This window comes from Flavobacterium adhaerens, assembly GCF_040045115.1.
GTDB classification, from domain to species: Bacteria; Bacteroidota; Bacteroidia; order Flavobacteriales; family Flavobacteriaceae; genus Flavobacterium; species Flavobacterium adhaerens.
Genome location: NZ_JBDLZX010000002.1, coordinates 408,314 through 426,984, shown reverse-complemented (window position 1 = coordinate 426,984; position 18,671 = coordinate 408,314). Strand labels below are relative to the sequence as shown.

Sequence of the window (18,671 nt, the reverse complement as noted above, 5' to 3'; positions counted from 1 at the left end):
CTTATTGTTTAATTTTACCTTCTTTGATTTCTTCCGATGGTTTGATAATGATTTTGTCTTCTGGAGAAAGATTACCAAAAACCTCTGTAAGTGTATCTAAACGGATACCTTCCTTTACAGCAATTCGTTTTACTTCGTTGTTATTCAATGTTAGTACATACGTTCCAGATTGGGTGTTTAGTACACTCTTGCTTTGTACCCAGCTAGATGGTTTTTTACGTTTTAATTTCAGCTTCACCTGTGCATAATCACCTCCTTGCAATTCGCCCGATGTATTATCTACGTCAAACTCCAATGTTAGCGAGCGATCATGCTGGTCGAGCAATCCAGATGTCCGAGAAAGTTTGGCATCAAACGTCTTACCTGGCTGCGAGCTTACGGTAAAAGAAGCAGACATCCCGTCATAAACAGATGATGCGTGTTTTTCTGGCAGAGATAAGGTAAGACGGAGTTTATTACTCTGAGCCATCATAAACAAAGGTGTAATACCTGCTGTTCCGGCTAATGCCCCAACAGAAACATTCCTTTGTGTTATTACACCATCAAATGGTGCTGTAAGGCGAAGGTACTGTTGCAACTGTGAAGAATGTGCCGTACCCGCCTTAGAAGCATCAAAAGCAGACTTGGCACTTTTCATTGCACTTTTAGCTCTGTCTAGCTCAATATCTGCAACTGCCCCCGTTGTTTTAGAAGCAGTTACCAATCTGTCATAAGCCTGTTTTGCATAAAGGTAATCACTATAAACCTTTTGTTCAGTAGATTTGTCAGAGAGGTACTGTTGTTGCATTTCAGGAGCTTCGAGTACTGCTAAAAGCTGACCTTTGCGAACTCGGTCGCCTCGGTCAACATACATTTTTTTTACAAACCCGGTAACTTTTGCATACACCGCTACCTGTTCGAAGGGTTTGAGTTCTGCCGGAACGGATATTTCGTACTCGGGATTGATTACCTGTATAGGAGCCGCTTTATAGTTTACAGATTTTGCCTGATCCTTTTGCGTTTGTTCTTTTTTCTGCTCTTTTTGTGAACAAGCGGAAAGCAAGAATACCATTGATGTAGTAAGTGCCAGTATGGTTGTTGATTTTTTATTTATTGAAATGCTGTGATACATTGTTTTTTGTTTTTAAAGTTTATTATATCGTTTGTTTGTCGGACTGTTCTGCATAATACCTACTGTCTGCATCATCAGGGTCTAACGATGGACTGATTATTGAAGTCCTCGACATTAAGGAAGAAAAGAAATGCGGAACTAGTAACAAGATGGTTACAGTGGAAGCAATTAGCCCTCCAATAACAGCCCTTCCCAAGGGTGCAACTTGTTCGGCTCCGTCGCCTAACCCCATGGCCATTGGTAACATTCCGGCAAGCATTGCCGCTGCTGTCATCAGAACTGGTCTTAACCTTGACGAAGCAGCAAGCCTTGCTGCATTAGCAGGCTTAAGTGCCAGTTTTTTTCGATAATGTTCGGCTTGATTAACCAATAATACTGCATTAGAAACCGATACACCAAGCGACATAATAATACCCATATAGGATTGCAGGTTAAGCGTACTACCTGTGAGGAATAGAATGATAAGACTACCGGCGATAACGGCAGGTAATACCGATAGGATAATAAGCGGTACTTTGAACGATTGATAAAAAGCTGACAACATCAGGAATATAGCTATAATTGCCACACCTAAACCTGCCAAAAGACTACCCAAAGTATCATCTAAAAGCTGTAGTGTACCTTCTGTCCAAACAATAGTTCCACGAGGAGGCTCTCCAGCGTTTTTGATAGCTTGTTTAACTGCTCTTGAAGCTGTACCTAAATCTTTCCCATAAAGATTAGCCACAATGGTAACGTAACGGTTAGGTCCCTTTCTGTTTACTTGAGCAGGAGAAGTAGCCCTTCGTATGGTTGCTACATCTTCAAGTACCGGGCGAAGACTTCCAGCTTTCAATGGAAGTGACCGAAGTCTTTCTTCCGACATAATGCCCTCAGGAATTTGTACTTGTGTTTGAAAAACCAGTCCTGATTTGGGATCAATCCACAGGTTCTTATCCGTAAAGCGGGTAGATGATGTAGCCGTAACGAGGCTACGTGTAATATCCTGCATCGTCAGTCCAAATTGTCCAGCAAGATCACGGTTTACGTCGATTTCCATGGTTGGATAGGCAATAGGTTCGGCAATACGCACATCTCGCAGATAGGGAACTTTTTTAAGGTTTGCCTCAATTTTTGATGCATGGGCAAAAGCACCTTTTATCTGATTGGCTCCAACTTTAACTTCAATAGGTGTCATTGCTCCTTGCCCCATAATCTTTTCGGTCAGTTCCATCGGTTCAAAATTGAAAGATACTTCGGGGTGGTTCTTGATAATCTTATTGCGGACTTTCTCTTTAAAATCTTCCATAGATCCATCGTAAAATTTCTTATTGACAGATATTTGTAGTATAGCTTCATGTGAAGAATTACTAAAAAGGAAAATCGGATTTATCGGAGATCCTGCGGGGTGCATACCTACAAATGCAGAGGTAATGTTTAAACCGTTATCAGGCAGTTCTGCTTTAATATCTCCTGTAATATCTTTAACAATCTGTTCTGTTTTTTCTATTCTGCTTCCCTGTGGAGCCTGTATGCGTATCTGAAAATCTCCATTATTGGAAACCGGCATTACATCCGTACCAACAACTGTTAATAACACGCCTGCTATTGCGCTCGCTATTAGCACATACACAACAAAAAGTGGGATAGCTTTGGTTGACCATTTACGCATCCTGTAAGAATAGTTTACCCGGAATTTTTCAAAAAAAGCTCGCTTTCTCGGAGTATCGGCTGCTGTGTTGTGTTTGTTTTTCATCATCCAGTTTGCCAGTATCGGTACAAATGTCTGCGAAGCCAAAAAGGAAGCAATCATTGCAAAGGCAACCGCCATCGAAAGAGGCATAAACATATCTCTAGGAATGCCTGTCATAATGAATGCAGGTGTCAATACCGCAAGAATACATAGTAATATTAATAATTTGGGTATAGAAATTTCGATCAAAGCATCTATAATTGCCCGTTGCTTGGGTTTACCCATTTCCATATGTTGATGTATATTCTCTATCGTTACGGTGGCTTCATCAACGAGAATACCTATAGATAGAGCAAGTCCACTTAATGTCATAATATTGATGGTTTGCCCGAAGAGATATAAAACTGTAACTGCTGTTAGAATGGCAATCGGGATGGTCAATACCACAATGATAGCCCCACGTGTATCTCCCAAGAACAATAGTATCACCAATCCCGTGAAAACAGCTCCTAAAATACCTTCGTGTATAAGGTTGGAAAGGGACCGTTCGATATAATTTGATTGGTCAAATTCATAACTGACCTTTACATCTTCAGGTAATTGGTCTTTAAGCATCGGAATGGCAGCTTTTAGGTTCTCTACGGCATCTAGTGTGGAAGCATCTGCTTTTTTTATTATAGGCAGGTAAACCGAACGTTTTCCGTTTATCAAAGCATAGCCTACTGTTTGATCTGCTCCGTCCTCCACACGGGCTACATCTCCAACATATACAGTACGGTTGTCGCTTGTTTTTACAGGGGTTTTCAATAGCTCCGCAGGTCCTTTAGCGATAGAGTTTATAGGAGCCATCAAGTTTTCTTCTCCTATGCGAATATTTCCAGCAGGAGATGGAAGACTATTTTTGGTAATAGCAACGGTAATATCTTCGGGACTTAATCCATTGGCTTGCATTGCGTCAGGGTCGATATTGATCACAATGGAACGTACATTTCCGCCAAAAGGAGCGGGAGAAGTAATGCCTGGGATTTGTACGAACATTGGTCTAATTTTGGTCAATGCCAATGTCTGTATTTCGTTCACGGAACGCTGGTCGCTTTCAAAAACAAGGTTACCAACTGGAAGTGAACTACCATCAAATCTTACCACCATAGGCGGAACCGCTCCGGGTGGTAGGAAACCCATTGCCCTTGACACCGATGTTGATACTTCTCCAGCAGCTTGTGCCATATCTGTTCCGGGATAAAAGGTCAGCTTCATCAGGGTTAATCCCTGTACGCTTTTGAAATCAATGTTTTTTACACCACTCACAAAAAGAAGCACCTTTTGGAACTCATTAGCCATAAACCCGTCCATATAAGCGGGTGACAGTCCACCGTAAGGCATAGCGACGTACATCGCAGGCAATTCCACTTCAGGAAATATATCTACGTTTATTTTTTTTACGGTATTATAGGAAAAGAAAGCAATTGCTAGTACGACAACCATAATCGCAATTGGTTTTCTTAACGCAAATCTTATAATGTTCATATACGATTATTTAAAGGTTGTTGAATAAAAAGTCGAAATCTGTAGTTAGCTCCGCTTCATAAGCTAGCAATCCCCAATATTCACGGGAAGCCTCGATATGGGCATTCTCTGCCTGTTCTAGCAAAATGCGTATCTGTAAAAGTTCGCTTAAAGTGATTAAACCGCTTTTGTATCTTGCGAGGTACATATTGTATGCGTCTTGCGACTGCTGTACAGCCAATTTCGTTTTCTGAAGCTGCTCGTATTGCTGGACGATTTTTGCCTGAGAAGCAGATAAATCGGCTTGCATCGCTTGCTGGTACTGTGATTGAATTAGCTTCGTACTTTCGGCTTCTTTGAACAGTTGTTCACCTTTCATGCGATTAGTATGTAGGCTAGTCAAATTCCATGTAATGCCAATACCTGCCAAAAAATTATTGGTGGTATTGCTGAACCCGTCTTTCCATGCACCTGATACATTCCCGTTAGGGCTTATACTTGTTCCCCGATAAGCATAACCCCCTAACAGATTAATAGAAGGAAGAGAAGCTCTTTTTTGTGCCTCACCGCTTAAAGTATAATACTCCGATTGCTTGTCTAGCGCATCTAATATGGGGTGGGAAGGATTGATGGTAATTAACTTATTTAAACCACTTTCTATGGGATTACCGAAACGGTTAATTGATGCTGTTAAATCTATTGTATCATTGCCATACAACTCCAATAGTTTAATATAAGAAGCATTTTTAAAGCCATACCATTTATCATGCTCGCCCATTGCCTGCACATACGATGATAAAGCAAGCAAGCTGTCTGCCGCAGGTCTTAGGCCTGATGCGGACAAGCCCGAAGTTATTTTGCGGATGTCGTCAAGACGTTCGGCATTCTTTCGCGTCCATTGCAACTTAGCATTATTGTAAAGAAGAATGATGTACCTTTCGGATAATGTCTTTTTCAGGTTGAGTAGATAAGCATCTTTATCACTGACCGATTTGTTATATAAAGCACCCGCAGCCTCGTTCTGCTTACGAAGCTTTCCGAAAGAGAACATTTCCCAGTTGACAATAGCGGAGCCAAAGGTATTGGCTGCGGTAGAACTACCATCTAATGGTACTGGGCCATTTACGTTAAAAAAGCCAGACTGCGGAAAGAAACCACCTGCACTACCTTCATAAGTTCCATAAGTATTTTGTGCCTGTGCGTTTATCTGCGGTAGCATATTGCCTTTTACTGCCCGTTGGTTGAACTTTGCGGCATCAATGTCCGATTTTTTAGCACTAATACCCGGATAATTTTCTTCTACTTTAGGCCATAAACTGCCTAAAGTTTGTTCTTTTTGTTGCTGTGCATATAGCGGAAAAGCAGCAACGACGGCTAGCCACAACAAAGTGGCCGCCATAATATGTTTGATCATATTGATGTACGATTTTTAAAAGTCGTCATGACGACTTCAGTTTATTTTTTAAAAAGGGAAAAAATAGAAATGTATCCTAAATGAGACATTGTGTTCAAATTAGGAAAAGAAATTAAAGGGAGAAATGAATAAGAAGTTTTCGGTATTCTAAAAAGATAGAGATAGAATTACGAATTTTTCCACTACTACTATAAAGTGGGTGTTTAGTTTCTTTGCTTTGTTGACGGAGACCAAAAAAGAAAAGGGTAGTAACTGCAAGAAGAATTACTGGTAATAAATCTTGAGAACTATACGATGATTTATGATCAATTTGGCTATCGACAACATCAATCTGTGAACATTTTTCAAATGTATTTACAGATAAATTATGGTTGCCTTTAGGTATACCTTGTTCCGTTTTTGGAGGGAAACCAGCAAGTGTTTTAATACTGGCCTTAACTGAGCAAGATGAAAGAAACATCACAAGAAATGCAGCGAATACAAAAAGGTATCGCTGAAAACTTTTAAGACTATGTGATATTTTATTATTCATCAATATGCTAAAGTACTTTAATTAAACTAACAATCCTAACGGAAGTCTGTGTTTTAATATTTTTTAACATCCATTACTATTTTAATTTGACGCTTTAGATAGTTTATATTACTTGGTTAATTCATTATTTTGTTCTGTCCACTCGTTAATACCACCTAAATAAATACTTAGGTTTTTAATTCCGTTTCTTTTCAATATAGAATATGCCATTGCAGCTCGCACTCCGCTTTGGCAATGAACAATGACAGGCTTATCTTTACTGATTTTTTGAATATTTTTTTCTAATGAAGTAAGAACAATATTTTCTACATCTTTGATATGTCCGTTGTCGTATTCGCTTTCGGTTCGCACATCTATGATTTGAACATCTTTCTTGTTCAAGTGCTTTTTCAGTTCCCCAATGTTAACGAGATCGGATTTTTCCAGTGCCACGTTTATATTATCTAATCTGGTCACAAACCCGAAAATGTTGTCCATACCGATACGCATCATCTTACGTGCCAAATCCTCCATGTGGTTTTCATCAGTTATCAATATAATTTGATGTTGATAATCTATCAAAGAACCTACCCAAGTGGAAAATGATTTTCCGTTTTCTATATGCAGGCTTCCCGGAATGTGAGCTTTGGCGATCTCGTTTTTATTGCGGGTATCAATAACCAATAATTTGTTATCTATTGCTTTTTGAAAAGAGGTCGGGTTAAGTATTGGATGAATAGGAACCTGTATCAGCAACGGTCTATCTACTTTATTCAAGTGCTTCATCATAGCAAAATATTTTGGTGGTGTTGGCTGCTCGTTCAAGATGTAGTGTACAAATCCCTTTTCATCATTTTTAAATTGGAATGCTTTGCTGTTCTGTTTTTCTTCCTTTAGTGTAGAATGAGGAATTGGGCTTAGGCTCTTACCGCAGAATGATCCAGACCCGTGTCCAGCCCATATCTCCAAATCATCAGGCAATTTTAAAAACTTTTGTAAAGAAGCATAAAGCTGTTTTGCGCCAAGCTCCTGTGAGCCTACTTGCCCAGCTGCTTTTTCCAGTAGGTCAGGACGACCAACATCGCCCACGAAAATAAAATCTCCCGTAATGGCTCTTTGTGGTGTTACAGGAACTTTAGTATCTCTTACCAAAAAAGTGATGCTTTCAGGTGTATGTCCGGGTGTGTGCATTACACTAAATTCAACCTGCCCAATGGAGATTAAACTGCCTTCCTTCAATCCCGTATGTGGAAATTGATATTGCCAATCTGTTCCTCCCTCGTCAGATAGTAACAGCTCTGCACCTGTGACAGCAGCCAATTCACGGGAGCCGCTTAAAAAATCTGCGTGGATGTGTGTTTCGGCTACTTTGGTTATTTTGAGTTTGTTTGTTTTGGCAATTTCCAAATAGGTATCTATATCGCGTTTAGGATCAATAATAATAGCTTCTTTGGTATTCAGATCACCTATAACAAAACTTGCCTGTGCAAGTGTTTCATCATATACCCGCTCAAAAAAATAGCTTTGGGCTTGTAATTTATTTACTTGAAAGAACAAGATTATAAATACAACCATAATAGTCGTAAACTTTGCTTTGATTAGCATAATCAACATTATTTAGAAATTCCTAACTCACAAAGTTAGACTATCTGTTTTCCTTGTACTGTAACTTTTGTTACATTAGTGGAATTGATGTTCGGTTATTCTTCTTTTTTAGTTTTTTTGAGTTGATAGGTAAAGTTAAGATAGAGATTGTTTTCATGAAGTTTTGTTGTACCAGACAAAGGTAATCTGGTAATGTGTATGTAACCAATGTCAAATTTTACATTTGGTACAAGTTTGTATTCGACATTCAGCCCTAAACGATCGTGATCAAAGAAATGATGGTATGTTGTACCAGAAAGATTAAAAAGCAATTCATCAAAAATGCCCACCTTTAATTTTCTAGTAAAGTCGTAACGAAAGCCAAAACGGTTTCGAAGCCTTATTATGTCTGCTTGATTGTTGTCAAATATTCGATATTCGACAGCTGACCTATCTACTATATAAAACTTTTTAAGGATCTCATGTTGCAATTCAACTGCTATCGAAAAACGAATTTCACTGCTTGGTATAATAGTTTCGTCTGGATGTTGTTGGATAATCCTGTAGTTCTTAAAATAGGCAAAGGGAGATAGAGAAAATTTTACATCTTCACTATGTTGATAATGTACCCAATTCCTGTAAGCAAACATTAAGTTTTTATCAAACATATTCTCGTTTTCAAAACCGTTTTGTCTCCTGTGCTGAAGCTCGTTATCTATTTTAAATTTTTCGCCCACTGGAATGCTCAAGATACCTCGAAACCAAGCGTTGTAATGATCTTGTGCCTGTAAAGTTTGGGCAATAGATATCCATATCGCTGTTACCAGCAATCTTTTAAACCAATACATAAACGTTAATTAATGAGGTAATTTATCTCTAAAATAACCGTACACCCATGTACCAACAATCGCAAAGAATAAAGTTACAATCATGACAGTTACTCCAGTTCCAATTTGTGCGAAAATAGGCCCAGGACAAGCACCAGTAATAGCCCAGCCTAGACCAAAAATCAGTCCACCAATGATCTGACCCTTATTAAACTTCTTATCGTGAAATTCTATTTTTTCGCCATAAATGGTTTTTATATTAAGTTTTTTAATCATAAAAACCGAAATTGCACCAACTATAACAGCACTACCAATAACACCGTACATATGAAAAGATTGAAAACGAAACATTTCTTGTATGCGGTACCAACTGATTATTTCGGCTTTTATAAATACTATCCCGAATAATAAACCTACTATTAAGTATTTGATATTGTGGTACCATTTATGTTCTAAATGGCTTTCGTTTATGCATACCGTGTCTAATGAACGGGTTTCGAAATCTTTGTTTTTATCTATATTTTTCATTTCTATTAGTATTTAAAGAGAGAGAATTATTGGAAGTATAATGTTTGCCATAATTAATCCGCCAATAAAAAAGCAGCAAGTAGCAATAAGCGATGGTAATTGCAGATTTGATAATCCGGAAATTGCATGTCCACTTGTACAACCGCCTGCATAACGAGAACCGAAGCCTATCATAAAACCTCCAACAACCATCATTAGAAATCCTTTAATTGTAAAGAGATTTTCCCAAGAGAAAATTTCTTGTGGCAACATTCCATTGATGTTTGTCATACCATAGCTTGCCAGTTCAGTTCTCAAATTTTCATTAATGACTATAGGGTTTGGATTGGCTAAAAAACTAAAAGCGATTACACCTCCAATTAGTATTCCAACTACAAAAAATATATTCCAAATTTCTTTTTTCCAATCATATTTGAAAAAAGAAATATTAGCTGGCAGACAAGCTGCACAAGCATGGCGTAAGTTTGCACTAATGCCAAAATTTTTATTTCCTAAAATTAATAATGCTGGTACTGTAAGCCCCACTAACGGACCGGCTATGTACCAAGGCCAGGGTTGTTTCAAAAATTCTAACATTTATTTTATATATTTTAGTTAATTAATCTTTCCAATTCGTTTAGAGGTACTATGCCCGACTGACGCCAAAGCTGTTTACCATTTTTAAATAATATAAGCGTGGGTACACTGCGTACTTTATATATTGTTGCTGCCAGCGGGTTCTTGTCAACATCAATTTTAATGATGCCTGCATTATCGCCTACATGTTGTTTTAGTTCTTCAAAAATTGGCGACATTGTTTTACAAGGACCGCACCATTCAGCAAAAAAATCTACCAAAATAGGTTTATCCTGATTTATTATTTCCTGAAATGTCATGTTGTTTTTTTGTCTTTTTTTAATATCGATAATAGCAAGCCACCCATCGCGGCACCATATAGAGTAATGTTTTTCGGACTAGAAGTTATGGCACAACTGCCTGTGCTACATCCTATAAATTTACAATATAGAAACTCCCACAATTATTAGTGTGTTTTTCTTTAAGAAGCTTTTCATGCTACTGTCTTTCTTTTAGCTTAATTTTCCACATTCCTCTAATATCTCCTATGCTGTAACCTATAGCTTTGTCACTTGGATATTTTTTGACAATAATTTTTTTGGTGCTTTCGATTATGTCGGTATTTCCTCCGTGGCATTTTAGGCAAGTAGGCATTGCTATAAAAATAGGCTTGTAAAAATAAACCTCTCCGTTTTTATCTTCCCTAATAAAACCTGTTTTTTCGGATTTTACTTTCTCCCAAGCTATACTGTCCGTTTGGGTTTGAATGGCATTATTGGGATTACGGTTTTTATCGCTTAACCGTTGAATATAGACTTTAAGATTATCTGCTATACTATCCGTGAGTGGCATAGCTTTAACGTTACAAAATTCAACCGCATAGTCTGTTCCTCCTTTTTGTATAACTCCAGCTAAGTTTTGAAGCAACACATTTTGCATCTTCACAGAAATGCTGTCGCCCAAAAGCATCAAGGCCTCCTTTTCCTCTTCGGATAGAGTTTTCTGTTTGTTGTTACAAGACAAAAGAACCATTGCTGTCAATAAAAATGAGAAACCCCTCAACATAATTTTTTTATTTTATCTCCTCATAGGTTGTATCTTCAATTCTCTTATTGCTTTTTGATATAGAAGTATTGCAACCCGAAATACCGCAACACCCTATGTTAAGTAAAGGCATTAATGAAAACAATCCACCCATTACAACAAACCACCATTCTTTTGTCTGAATACCCTGTGCTATCATGAAAATGCCTAATGCCAATCGCAAAACACGCATAAAATTCCAATCTCTTAGATAGTTTTTCATAATCAATTTATTTTTCCAATAGCACAGCTCACATACGATTTTGCTTTTTTTAATAGATCATTATTCCCTTTTTCGGGATAACCCATTTTTGAAAGAGCATTTATAAGAATTATTTTTTCAACCGTAGCATCAATAGTTACGGTTTCGGTGTCTTTGTCAATACTTACATTTTCAACACCATTTATTTTCATTAAAGCGGTTTTTATACTGTTCATACAGCCACCACATTTAATGTTTTCTACTGCTATATTGTGTGTCATCTTGTTTTCTTTCTAAAAGTGCTAATGCCAAATGGTAAATACAAGGGGCAAAAACTAATGAATGATGTAAGCACAAATACTACTGCTAATATGCCTAATATGATTGCCAATGTTCCTGAAATGACATTTGTAAAGTACAAAACACCTACAACTACAGCAACTAGTATCCTGATGACTTTATCGGTTGTTCCCATGTTCTTTTTCATTTCTCTATTTTTTTGTGAGGTTAATAAATACTTCCGAGTTGGCTCTTGAAGGAATGCTATTGTAGCATTCATCCATTATTTTGATGAAATAATGCGGTTCAAAAATAGGTTTGTATTCGCAAGGACAACCTCCAAAAGGTGGAAAAGGCTGGTTAAACTGTTTATCGAATAGCACACCTATTATTCTACCATTTTCGTTGAGTAATGAAGCAGTTTTTTTTGAATATTCATTTCTACTAGTAGGTGGAATGGCACAAAAAAATGTTTGCTCAATGATCAAATCGTAACTGCCTTGATGATTGAAAAAATCTTCGCACAAAACGTTTATTTGTGTTTTGTCAGCAAACTTTTTTTTTAACGCTTCAACTGCTTTTGGTGCAATATCAATTAGGGTAATGTTTATAAACCCATTAGCTATCAAAAATTCTGCTTCATAGGCATTGCCACAACCCGGAATTAGAATAGCTGCATTTTTATTCTGGTATTGCGCCATATACTCTGTAATGGCAGGCGAAGCCTGTCCCATATCCCAGCCTGTTTCATTTTTTTGCCATCTCTCGTTCCAATAGTTTTGATCAAGTGGGTTTTTGCATTGCGTTACACAACAGACAATATCATTTTCTTTTTTACTCATTTACCAACTGATTTACATTTTCCCATGTACCACCGTTTATAACATTCTGAAAACCGTTATGCTCCAAAATACTTTTTGCCTGTCCGCTTCTGTTTCCACTTCTGCAAAAAACAACGATATTTTTCTTGCCCTTGAATTTTGGTAATTCCATTGATACTTTATCCAATGGAATATTTACCGCTCCTTTTACACTGCCTGCCGAAAACTCGTCAGGTGTGCGAACATCTACTAAAAACGCACCGTTTTTTATAGCTTCTGATAATTGACTGTTATCTGTTTTGCCAAATATTGCTGAAAATAGTCCCATAGTTTTAAATTTTAAGCTTTTGTACAAGATGTTCCATTACATCCAATTGTTTTACCATTTTCTGCTATCCACTCTTTCATTCCTCCAGAAAAGTTTTTCACGTTTTTAAAGCCGTTTTTGGCAAGGATCGAATAGGCAATGGCTGATCGGTCGCCTGCCTGACAATGTATAACCACCTGTTTGTCTTTGCTGATTTTACCCAAGTTGTCCTGTAATGTTCCAACAAAAACGTTTTCTGCACCTTCAACGTGTCCTGCTTCATATTCCGATGCACCACGAACATCTACTATCTGTATATTATCCTTTCCTATCTGGGTTTTAAATTCTTCCAAAGAAATGACATTTGAAGTATGGAGCTCAATTCCTGTAGCATTTACATCTGAAATATATCCGAATATGTTGTCCAAGCCGATACGCATCAATTTACGGGTCAAATCTTCCATCTGACTGTCTTCGGCTACCAAAATAAACTGCTCTTGATAATTCAATAACCAACCGCACCAAGTAGCGAAAGAATTATTACCCTGAATGTTTAGCGTATTAGGAATAAAACCTTTGGCAAATTCCACTTTATTGCGGGTATCTATTACCTTAATGCCTTTTTCATAGGCAGAAATAAACTGCTCTTTGGTTAGCTCTGGATGTTTCGGAACATCTATAAGCAACGGACGATCAACTTTGTTTAAGTGCTTCATCATCGCAAAGTATTTCGGTGGTTCGGGCTGGTCGGCTAAAAGATAGTCGATAAACCCTTTTTCATTTTCGCTGTATTGAAGCGCCCAGTTTCTAATTTTCTCATAACCAACTGTAGAACTTGCTACGGCTCCTAAAGCCTTGCCACAAGCAGAACCTGCACCATGTCCCGACCATACCTGCACATATTCTGGAAGTGCCGCAAACTTTTTCAAGGATTGGAACATTTGTTTGGCTCCATCTTCTTTTGTACCAGCAAGTCCAGCAGCTTTTTCGAGTAAATCAGGACGGCCTATATCACCTACAAAAACAAAATCGCCTGTTAATACCATAACTGGCTTGTCTGTAGCCGGATGGTCAGTCAATAGAAAGCTGATGCTTTCTGGAGTATGGCCTGGTGTATGCATCACTTCTAATGTGAGGTTTCCAACTTTGATAACATCGCCTTCTTTGAGCCCTTTGTGCGGGAACTGGTACTGCCAATCTTCGCCTCCTTCGTCTGAAAGGTACATTGTTGCGTTTGTTACTGCTGCAAGTTCTCTTGAACCACAAAGAAAGTCTGCATGAATGTGAGTTTCAGCTATGTGTGTAATACGGAGGTTGTTTTGTTTTGCGATGTCGATGTATATATCAATATCACGTTGTGCATCAATTACTATGGCTTCCCCAGTTTTTTGACAGCCAATAACATAACTGCCTTGTGCTAAACTTTTATCGTAAACGTGTTGAAAAAACATATTCTTTTAGTTTTTAATTAATTTTAAATGAAATTACCCAATTGTTTTTTTAGCCAAATACCAATCTATCTGCTCTAATTCCTTATCGGCTTTTCTTGCCGCCAAAGCTTCTATTGTTTTTGGAGCACCCACAATTACTTTATCTCCAGGCTGCCAATTAAGTGGCATTGCTACTTTATGTTCATCCGAAGTTTGTAGAGCAAGCAATGAGCGTTTAATTTCGTCCATATTTCTTCCCACGTTTAGTGGATAATACATTATCAAACGTACTTTCCCTTCGGGATCCATTATAAAAACGGCACGAACAGCTGCGGTTTCACTTTCGCCTGGTTGTAACATTCCATAAAGTTTTGAGACTTCCATCGAAATATCCGCAATAATTGGAAAATCAAATAAAATTCCTGTTTTTTCATGAACTGCATTTACCCAAGCAATATGAGAATGAATACTGTCAATACTTAAACCAATTAATTTGGTATTGTGTTCGGCAAAGAAATCTTTTTCAAGTGCAAAACCACTCATTTCTGTTGTACATACAGGTGTAAAATCAGCAGGATGTGAAAAAAACACCATCCAACTTCCTTTGTTATATTCAGAAAATTTTAAATTCCCAGTTGTCGTTACTGCTTCAAAGTCTGGAGCCATATCCCCAATTCTTGGCATTAAAAATATTTTGTCTTCCATGATAGATTATTTATAGATTATTAATTTAATTATGTAAATTTCAGTATTATATTTTTCTTGTACAGTTACTTTAGTTACACAAGGAAAAAATTATTATTTTTTGATTTGAGCTATCACGATATGTACTAAGATTTAGACAAACACAAATCAATTTATACCATAAATAATAGGTTAACAACTAGTTAAAAAGAAGTTGTAAACTGATTTATTATTTAAAATAACTGTTGGGTGTAATTCCATTTATATTTTTTAAACGCATAGAAACATAGTTTTTTATTAGTTTCTTCTTGACGCTTAGCTTGATTTTAGAAAATCATAGCTATGTGAATCCAAGAATTGGTCTATATAACTCTTTTTTTTATGATTTTATGCGTTTCAATTTTTAGTATTTCTAAAAATTCAATAATTATACCCAATGGGTTTTAAAATAGTAAGTTATAATAGCTTATTATACATAATACTTATTTCCAGCATAAATTATTTTAGAAACTAATAACTAGTATCATCTAACTTTACTTTACCGTTAAATGTCTTGTACAAAAAGAAAAAGTAGCCCGCTAGCAAAGGTGTTCCAATAACCACAATTGTTAACATAATGCCTAATGATTTTTGAGAAGATGCCGCATTATAGATTGTTACATTATATTTTGAATCTATTGTTGAAATTAACAAAGTTGGATATAATTGAATTGCGACAAGGGCAAGCAATAAGGCCATTGTTAAGGATGAAAAAATCAATGCTTGCATATATTTTTTTTTAGAAGCTAACCGAGGTATATTCGCAACCGCTAAAAACGATAATAAGGGTACAATAAAATATATAGGATTATCTCTAAAATTGGTTGTAACTACAGGAATAAAAATCAATGTATAAAGTGTCATAATTCCGAAAGTAATTATAAAAAAGATCATTCCGCGTCGCAATAAAAATGTTAATCTTGCATGCAATCTTCCTTCAGTTTTTAGCAAAAGATAAATGGCTCCCTGAGTCATAAATAATGATAGCGTTGTGAGACCTACCATTATTGCATATGGATTTAAAAAGGAAAAGAACATACCACCTTTATAGCTATGGTTCTCTCCTAGCGGAAGACCTTGTAAAATATTACCAAGGACTATACCTAATAAAAAAGCAATCATAATACTGGAAACACTATATATAATATCCCAAGTTTTTCGCCACCATAGCATATCTTCTGCACTTCTGAATTTGATTGCAGCTGCCCTGAGAATATTAAACATTAAAAAAAGCATAAATGGTACGTACATTGACGACAACATAGTAGCATACATTATTGGAAAACCAGCAAATAATGCACCACCACCAATGACCAACCAAACTTGATTGGCATCCCATACAGGAGCGATGGCATTAATTGCTACCCTACGGCTTAAATCTTTTTGAAAAAACAAATGCCATGCTCCAGCACCAAAATCAAATCCTTCAAGTATGGCATAGCCAGAAAATAAAAGACCAATAACTAAATACCACAAGGTTGGATAGTCTATTCCTAAAAAATATTCCATAACTATTAATTTTAATTTTTTAGAAGGATTGAAAATTTACCACTGTTTTACTTTCTTCGTAAGGTCCGTGTTTTATTTTTTTATTGACCATATAAATAAATAGCACAAATAATAGTGCGTAAATAACGGTGAACATAATTAATGAAAATACAATTTGATTAGCTGAAACCTCTTGCGAAAAAGCATCGCTGGTACGTAAATGACCATAAACAACCCAAGGTTGTCTTCCCATTTCGGCAGCATACCAACCAACTTGATTAGCAATTTGAGGTAGTATTACCGAAAATGAAAATATCCATAATATCCATTTGGTTTCAAATAACTTGCCTCTCCACCATAAAAAACTTGCATAAAGCGTTAGACCAATTAGCATCATTCCAATAGCAATCATTGTGTGATAAAATTGAAAAACTGCATTAATTTGGCTTGGTCTATCTTCTTCGGAAAAACTATTTAAACCCGTTATCGGAGCTTTAAAATCTTGATGCACTAAAAAAGATAATCCACCAGGAATTTTCAAACCTGTTACTTCTTGTTTTTCTTTATCTACCCAACCCAAAAGATATAAATCAGCAGGAGCAGATTTGTCAAAATGACCTTCCATAGCAGCTAATTTCGCAGGTTGATTCACAGAAACCCCGTCGGCTGAACTATGACCAGAAACCAATTGGGATAATGAGAAAACAGCTGCAACAACTAACGCAATTTTGAATGCCTTTTTAGATATTTCTACATAACGTCCTTTTCTTAAATAATACGCGTGAACGCTTAAAACCAAAAATGCTCCTGCTAAAAAAGCGCCCTGCCAAGTATGCACCAATCTATCTATACTTGATGGATTGAAAACCATTGCCCAAAAATCGGTTACTTCGGCACGGGCATTTAATCCTTCTCCGACGATATGATAACCCGCTGGAGTTTGTTGCCAAGAATTAGCCACTACTATCCAAACTGCTGAAAACATTGATCCGAGAAACACGCCAATTGTTGAAACTAAGTGTACCCAAGGTTTTACTCGATGCCAACCAAAAAGCAATACGCCCAGAAAAGCACTTTCTAAACCAAAAGCAAATAAACCTTCAGCAGCTAAAGCACTTCCAAAAATGTCGCCTACATATCGTGAATACACAGCCCAATTGGTGCCAAATTCAAATTCCATGATGATACCAGTTGCTACTCCGATACCAAAAGTCAGTGCAAATATTTTAATCCAAAAACGTGTTAAAATTTCGTATTCTTTTTTACCAGTTCTAAGATATAAGCTTTCCATAATAACCATTATCAATCCAATGCCAATACTTAATGGTGGATAGATGTAATGGAAAGCAATGGTAAAAGCAAACTGAATTCGAGCTAGAATTTCTACATCCATAGCGTTGAGTTTTTAATTATTTATTGTGAAATTTATCGTCACCATGAAAAAACATTGTAAGCCATAAAACTCTAGATAACCTCATTAGCCATGGTTGCATTAAAATCAGAGCAAAAATGTTTATTGGTAACCACCAAAAAACCTCTTTGTTTTTGAAACCATAACCTGTTATTGATATCCAGATTATAAAAGTAATAATCGAAAATCCAACCGTTAAAGCATAACTTACATAACCAGTACCTTGATAAAATCCTGGTTCAAGTTCTGTTCTTTGGTTGCATACAGAACAATTTTGTACCATTTTATTACCATTGCTAAGGTTGTACCATTTATTTACAAACAGATGTCCTTCATGACATCTTGGACACTTAAAGGAAAGCAAATGCTTTAGGAATAGAAACATAGTTTTATTTTTAACAAATTTAGATTAAATGTAAATTTTGATTTGTGATATAAGTTACTTTAGTTGTTACTGCTTTATTATATTTGAAAAAATTTACTTGTATTAATAAATTTACGTTTGAATCCATCTGGAGTTATGTTTTCATACTTTTTGAAGAAACGACCAAAATAAGAGTTATCTTCAAAACCTAATTCATAGGCAATTTCGGAAACTGTTTTTTTCTCGTGTATAAGCAATCGTTTGGCTTCAAGAAGAATTCTATTTCTAATTAAATCTCCGGCAGAAATATTTGTCACTTCATTGCAAACCGCATTTAGGTAATTTGGGCGAACATACATTATTGCGGCATAATCTTTTACAAAATGTTTTTCTTTATAATATTTGTCTATTAATTCTTCAAAATGATGAATTAGCTGTAATGATTGACTAAATTCTGTATTTTTAGGTATCGGTTCAAATAATCTGTTGAGGTCTAAAAGCATTAAATTTAGTAAAGAGCGTAAACTTTTTTCATAATCGGTTTTACTTTCTTTAAATTCTTTTAACATCCAAAGTGCAATTGACTTGAGGTTTTCAAATTTTTCTTCAGAAACTTTTAAGTAGGGCTGTTTGTGCCGATAGGTTAGAAATGAAAATTCACTTAGCTGGTAGTTCTGATATCGGAGTGCAAAAAAATCATTTTCAAATACTAATATATAGCCTTCAATTTTATCATAATTTAACCACTGATGTATTTGACCATAATACATGCAAGTAATTGAAAATGGCTCTATATCAAATTCCCCAAAGTCGATTAGTTGAGTACCATAATTCTTTTCGTTAAGTAGAATCATA

General features: G+C 36.4%; 21 protein-coding genes. All 21 read right to left on the bottom strand.

The window, feature by feature from the left end; translation table 11 throughout:
- Position 1: 1 nt before the first annotated feature.
- On the bottom strand, positions 2-1,111 hold the full coding sequence (locus ABEB18_RS04630; RefSeq protein WP_348797931.1) for an efflux RND transporter periplasmic adaptor subunit: 1,110 nt from the start codon (positions 1,109-1,111) through the stop codon (positions 2-4).
- Between the two features lie 22 nt (positions 1,112-1,133).
- The gene (locus tag ABEB18_RS04625; protein WP_348797929.1) at positions 1,134-4,310 is read right to left on the bottom strand and encodes an efflux RND transporter permease subunit; all 3,177 of its coding nucleotides are present in this window, start codon (positions 4,308-4,310) and stop codon (positions 1,134-1,136) included.
- 10 nt (positions 4,311-4,320) lie between these two features.
- The gene (locus ABEB18_RS04620) at positions 4,321-5,703 is read right to left on the bottom strand and encodes a TolC family protein (protein WP_348797928.1); all 1,383 of its coding nucleotides are present in this window, start codon (positions 5,701-5,703) and stop codon (positions 4,321-4,323) included.
- A 112-nt stretch (positions 5,704-5,815) separates the two neighbouring features.
- Entirely contained in the window at positions 5,816-6,235 is a 420-nt protein-coding gene (locus ABEB18_RS04615; RefSeq protein WP_348797927.1) for a hypothetical protein, read from the bottom strand.
- A 108-nt stretch (positions 6,236-6,343) separates the two neighbouring features.
- Entirely contained in the window at positions 6,344-7,819 is a 1,476-nt protein-coding gene (locus tag ABEB18_RS04610; protein ID WP_348797926.1) for a rhodanese-like domain-containing protein, read from the bottom strand.
- A gap of 95 nt (positions 7,820-7,914) precedes the next feature.
- Positions 7,915-8,628: a DUF2490 domain-containing protein gene (locus tag ABEB18_RS04605; RefSeq protein ID WP_348797925.1), complete on the bottom strand. Its 714-nt coding sequence runs from the start codon at positions 8,626-8,628 to the stop codon at positions 7,915-7,917.
- A gap of 27 nt (positions 8,629-8,655) precedes the next feature.
- Complete coding sequence (locus ABEB18_RS04600) at positions 8,656-9,153, bottom strand: DUF6691 family protein (RefSeq protein WP_073411660.1); 498 nt, start codon at positions 9,151-9,153, stop codon at positions 8,656-8,658.
- Between the two features lie 12 nt (positions 9,154-9,165).
- Positions 9,166-9,729, bottom strand: coding sequence for a YeeE/YedE family protein (locus ABEB18_RS04595; RefSeq protein WP_348797924.1), 564 nt, complete (start codon positions 9,727-9,729; stop codon positions 9,166-9,168).
- Between the two features lie 14 nt (positions 9,730-9,743).
- Complete coding sequence (gene trxA, locus ABEB18_RS04590) at positions 9,744-10,028, bottom strand: thioredoxin (protein WP_348797922.1); 285 nt, start codon at positions 10,026-10,028, stop codon at positions 9,744-9,746.
- 178 nt (positions 10,029-10,206) lie between these two features.
- The gene (locus tag ABEB18_RS04585) at positions 10,207-10,773 is read right to left on the bottom strand and encodes a Tll0287-like domain-containing protein (RefSeq protein WP_348797921.1); all 567 of its coding nucleotides are present in this window, start codon (positions 10,771-10,773) and stop codon (positions 10,207-10,209) included.
- A gap of 7 nt (positions 10,774-10,780) precedes the next feature.
- Complete coding sequence (locus tag ABEB18_RS04580) at positions 10,781-11,014, bottom strand: hypothetical protein (RefSeq protein WP_348797920.1); 234 nt, start codon at positions 11,012-11,014, stop codon at positions 10,781-10,783.
- Positions 11,015-11,016: 2 nt separating this feature from the next.
- Positions 11,017-11,274 (bottom strand): heavy-metal-associated domain-containing protein, encoded by a 258-nt coding sequence (locus ABEB18_RS04575; protein ID WP_348797919.1) that lies wholly within the window; start codon positions 11,272-11,274, stop codon positions 11,017-11,019.
- On the bottom strand, positions 11,271-11,480 hold the full coding sequence (locus tag ABEB18_RS04570) for a YgaP family membrane protein (RefSeq protein ID WP_348797918.1): 210 nt from the start codon (positions 11,478-11,480) through the stop codon (positions 11,271-11,273). Before ABEB18_RS04570 ends, ABEB18_RS04575 begins: the two co-directional genes overlap by 4 nt.
- Positions 11,481-11,484: 4 nt before the next feature.
- Complete coding sequence (locus tag ABEB18_RS04565; RefSeq protein ID WP_348797917.1) at positions 11,485-12,114, bottom strand: methyltransferase; 630 nt, start codon at positions 12,112-12,114, stop codon at positions 11,485-11,487.
- Positions 12,107-12,421: a rhodanese-like domain-containing protein gene (locus tag ABEB18_RS04560; protein ID WP_348797916.1), complete on the bottom strand. Its 315-nt coding sequence runs from the start codon at positions 12,419-12,421 to the stop codon at positions 12,107-12,109. Before ABEB18_RS04560 ends, ABEB18_RS04565 begins: the two co-directional genes overlap by 8 nt.
- A gap of 11 nt (positions 12,422-12,432) precedes the next feature.
- Positions 12,433-13,851, bottom strand: a complete 1,419-nt coding sequence (locus ABEB18_RS04555; RefSeq protein ID WP_348797915.1) for an MBL fold metallo-hydrolase — start codon at positions 13,849-13,851, stop codon at positions 12,433-12,435.
- Between the two features lie 33 nt (positions 13,852-13,884).
- Positions 13,885-14,535, bottom strand: a complete 651-nt coding sequence (locus ABEB18_RS04550; protein WP_348797914.1) for a peroxiredoxin — start codon at positions 14,533-14,535, stop codon at positions 13,885-13,887.
- 489 nt (positions 14,536-15,024) lie between these two features.
- Positions 15,025-16,062 (bottom strand): cytochrome d ubiquinol oxidase subunit II, encoded by a 1,038-nt coding sequence (cydB, locus tag ABEB18_RS04545; protein ID WP_348797913.1) that lies wholly within the window; start codon positions 16,060-16,062, stop codon positions 15,025-15,027.
- 19 nt (positions 16,063-16,081) lie between these two features.
- Complete coding sequence (locus tag ABEB18_RS04540) at positions 16,082-17,434, bottom strand: cytochrome ubiquinol oxidase subunit I (RefSeq protein WP_348797912.1); 1,353 nt, start codon at positions 17,432-17,434, stop codon at positions 16,082-16,084.
- 16 nt (positions 17,435-17,450) lie between these two features.
- Entirely contained in the window at positions 17,451-17,837 is a 387-nt protein-coding gene (locus ABEB18_RS04535) for a DUF983 domain-containing protein (protein WP_348797911.1), read from the bottom strand.
- A 77-nt stretch (positions 17,838-17,914) separates the two neighbouring features.
- Positions 17,915-18,670 (bottom strand): helix-turn-helix domain-containing protein, encoded by a 756-nt coding sequence (locus ABEB18_RS04530; protein ID WP_348797910.1) that lies wholly within the window; start codon positions 18,668-18,670, stop codon positions 17,915-17,917.
- Position 18,671 lies beyond the last annotated feature (1 nt).

Excerpts from the sequence above, each read along its gene's own strand:
- ABEB18_RS04580 (WP_348797920.1), bottom strand. The coding sequence starts at position 11,014 with ATGAAAAACTATCTAAGAGATTGGAATTTTATGCGTGTTTTGCGATTG.
- ABEB18_RS04575 (WP_348797919.1), bottom strand. The coding sequence starts at position 11,274 with ATGACACACAATATAGCAGTAGAAAACATTAAATGTGGTGGCTGTATG.
- ABEB18_RS04620 (WP_348797928.1), bottom strand. The coding sequence starts at position 5,703 with ATGATCAAACATATTATGGCGGCCACTTTGTTGTGGCTAGCCGTCGTT.
- ABEB18_RS04630 (WP_348797931.1), bottom strand. The coding sequence starts at position 1,111 with ATGTATCACAGCATTTCAATAAATAAAAAATCAACAACCATACTGGCA.
- ABEB18_RS04595 (WP_348797924.1), bottom strand. The coding sequence starts at position 9,729 with ATGTTAGAATTTTTGAAACAACCCTGGCCTTGGTACATAGCCGGTCCG.
- ABEB18_RS04600 (WP_073411660.1), bottom strand. The coding sequence starts at position 9,153 with ATGAAAAATATAGATAAAAACAAAGATTTCGAAACCCGTTCATTAGAC.
- ABEB18_RS04625 (WP_348797929.1), bottom strand. The coding sequence starts at position 4,310 with ATGAACATTATAAGATTTGCGTTAAGAAAACCAATTGCGATTATGGTT.
- cydB (WP_348797913.1), bottom strand. The coding sequence starts at position 16,062 with ATGGAATATTTTTTAGGAATAGACTATCCAACCTTGTGGTATTTAGTT.
- ABEB18_RS04570 (WP_348797918.1), bottom strand. The coding sequence starts at position 11,480 with ATGAAAAAGAACATGGGAACAACCGATAAAGTCATCAGGATACTAGTT.
- trxA (WP_348797922.1), bottom strand. The coding sequence starts at position 10,028 with ATGACATTTCAGGAAATAATAAATCAGGATAAACCTATTTTGGTAGAT.
- ABEB18_RS04540 (WP_348797912.1), bottom strand. The coding sequence starts at position 17,434 with ATGGATGTAGAAATTCTAGCTCGAATTCAGTTTGCTTTTACCATTGCT.
- ABEB18_RS04535 (WP_348797911.1), bottom strand. The coding sequence starts at position 17,837 with ATGTTTCTATTCCTAAAGCATTTGCTTTCCTTTAAGTGTCCAAGATGT.
- ABEB18_RS04565 (WP_348797917.1), bottom strand. The coding sequence starts at position 12,114 with ATGAGTAAAAAAGAAAATGATATTGTCTGTTGTGTAACGCAATGCAAA.
- ABEB18_RS04585 (WP_348797921.1), bottom strand. The coding sequence starts at position 10,773 with ATGTTGAGGGGTTTCTCATTTTTATTGACAGCAATGGTTCTTTTGTCT.
- ABEB18_RS04560 (WP_348797916.1), bottom strand. The coding sequence starts at position 12,421 with ATGGGACTATTTTCAGCAATATTTGGCAAAACAGATAACAGTCAATTA.
- ABEB18_RS04615 (WP_348797927.1), bottom strand. The coding sequence starts at position 6,235 with ATGAATAATAAAATATCACATAGTCTTAAAAGTTTTCAGCGATACCTT.
- ABEB18_RS04550 (WP_348797914.1), bottom strand. The coding sequence starts at position 14,535 with ATGGAAGACAAAATATTTTTAATGCCAAGAATTGGGGATATGGCTCCA.
- ABEB18_RS04530 (WP_348797910.1), bottom strand. The coding sequence starts at position 18,670 with ATGATTCTACTTAACGAAAAGAATTATGGTACTCAACTAATCGACTTT.
- ABEB18_RS04610 (WP_348797926.1), bottom strand. The coding sequence starts at position 7,819 with ATGCTAATCAAAGCAAAGTTTACGACTATTATGGTTGTATTTATAATC.
- ABEB18_RS04555 (WP_348797915.1), bottom strand. The coding sequence starts at position 13,851 with ATGTTTTTTCAACACGTTTACGATAAAAGTTTAGCACAAGGCAGTTAT.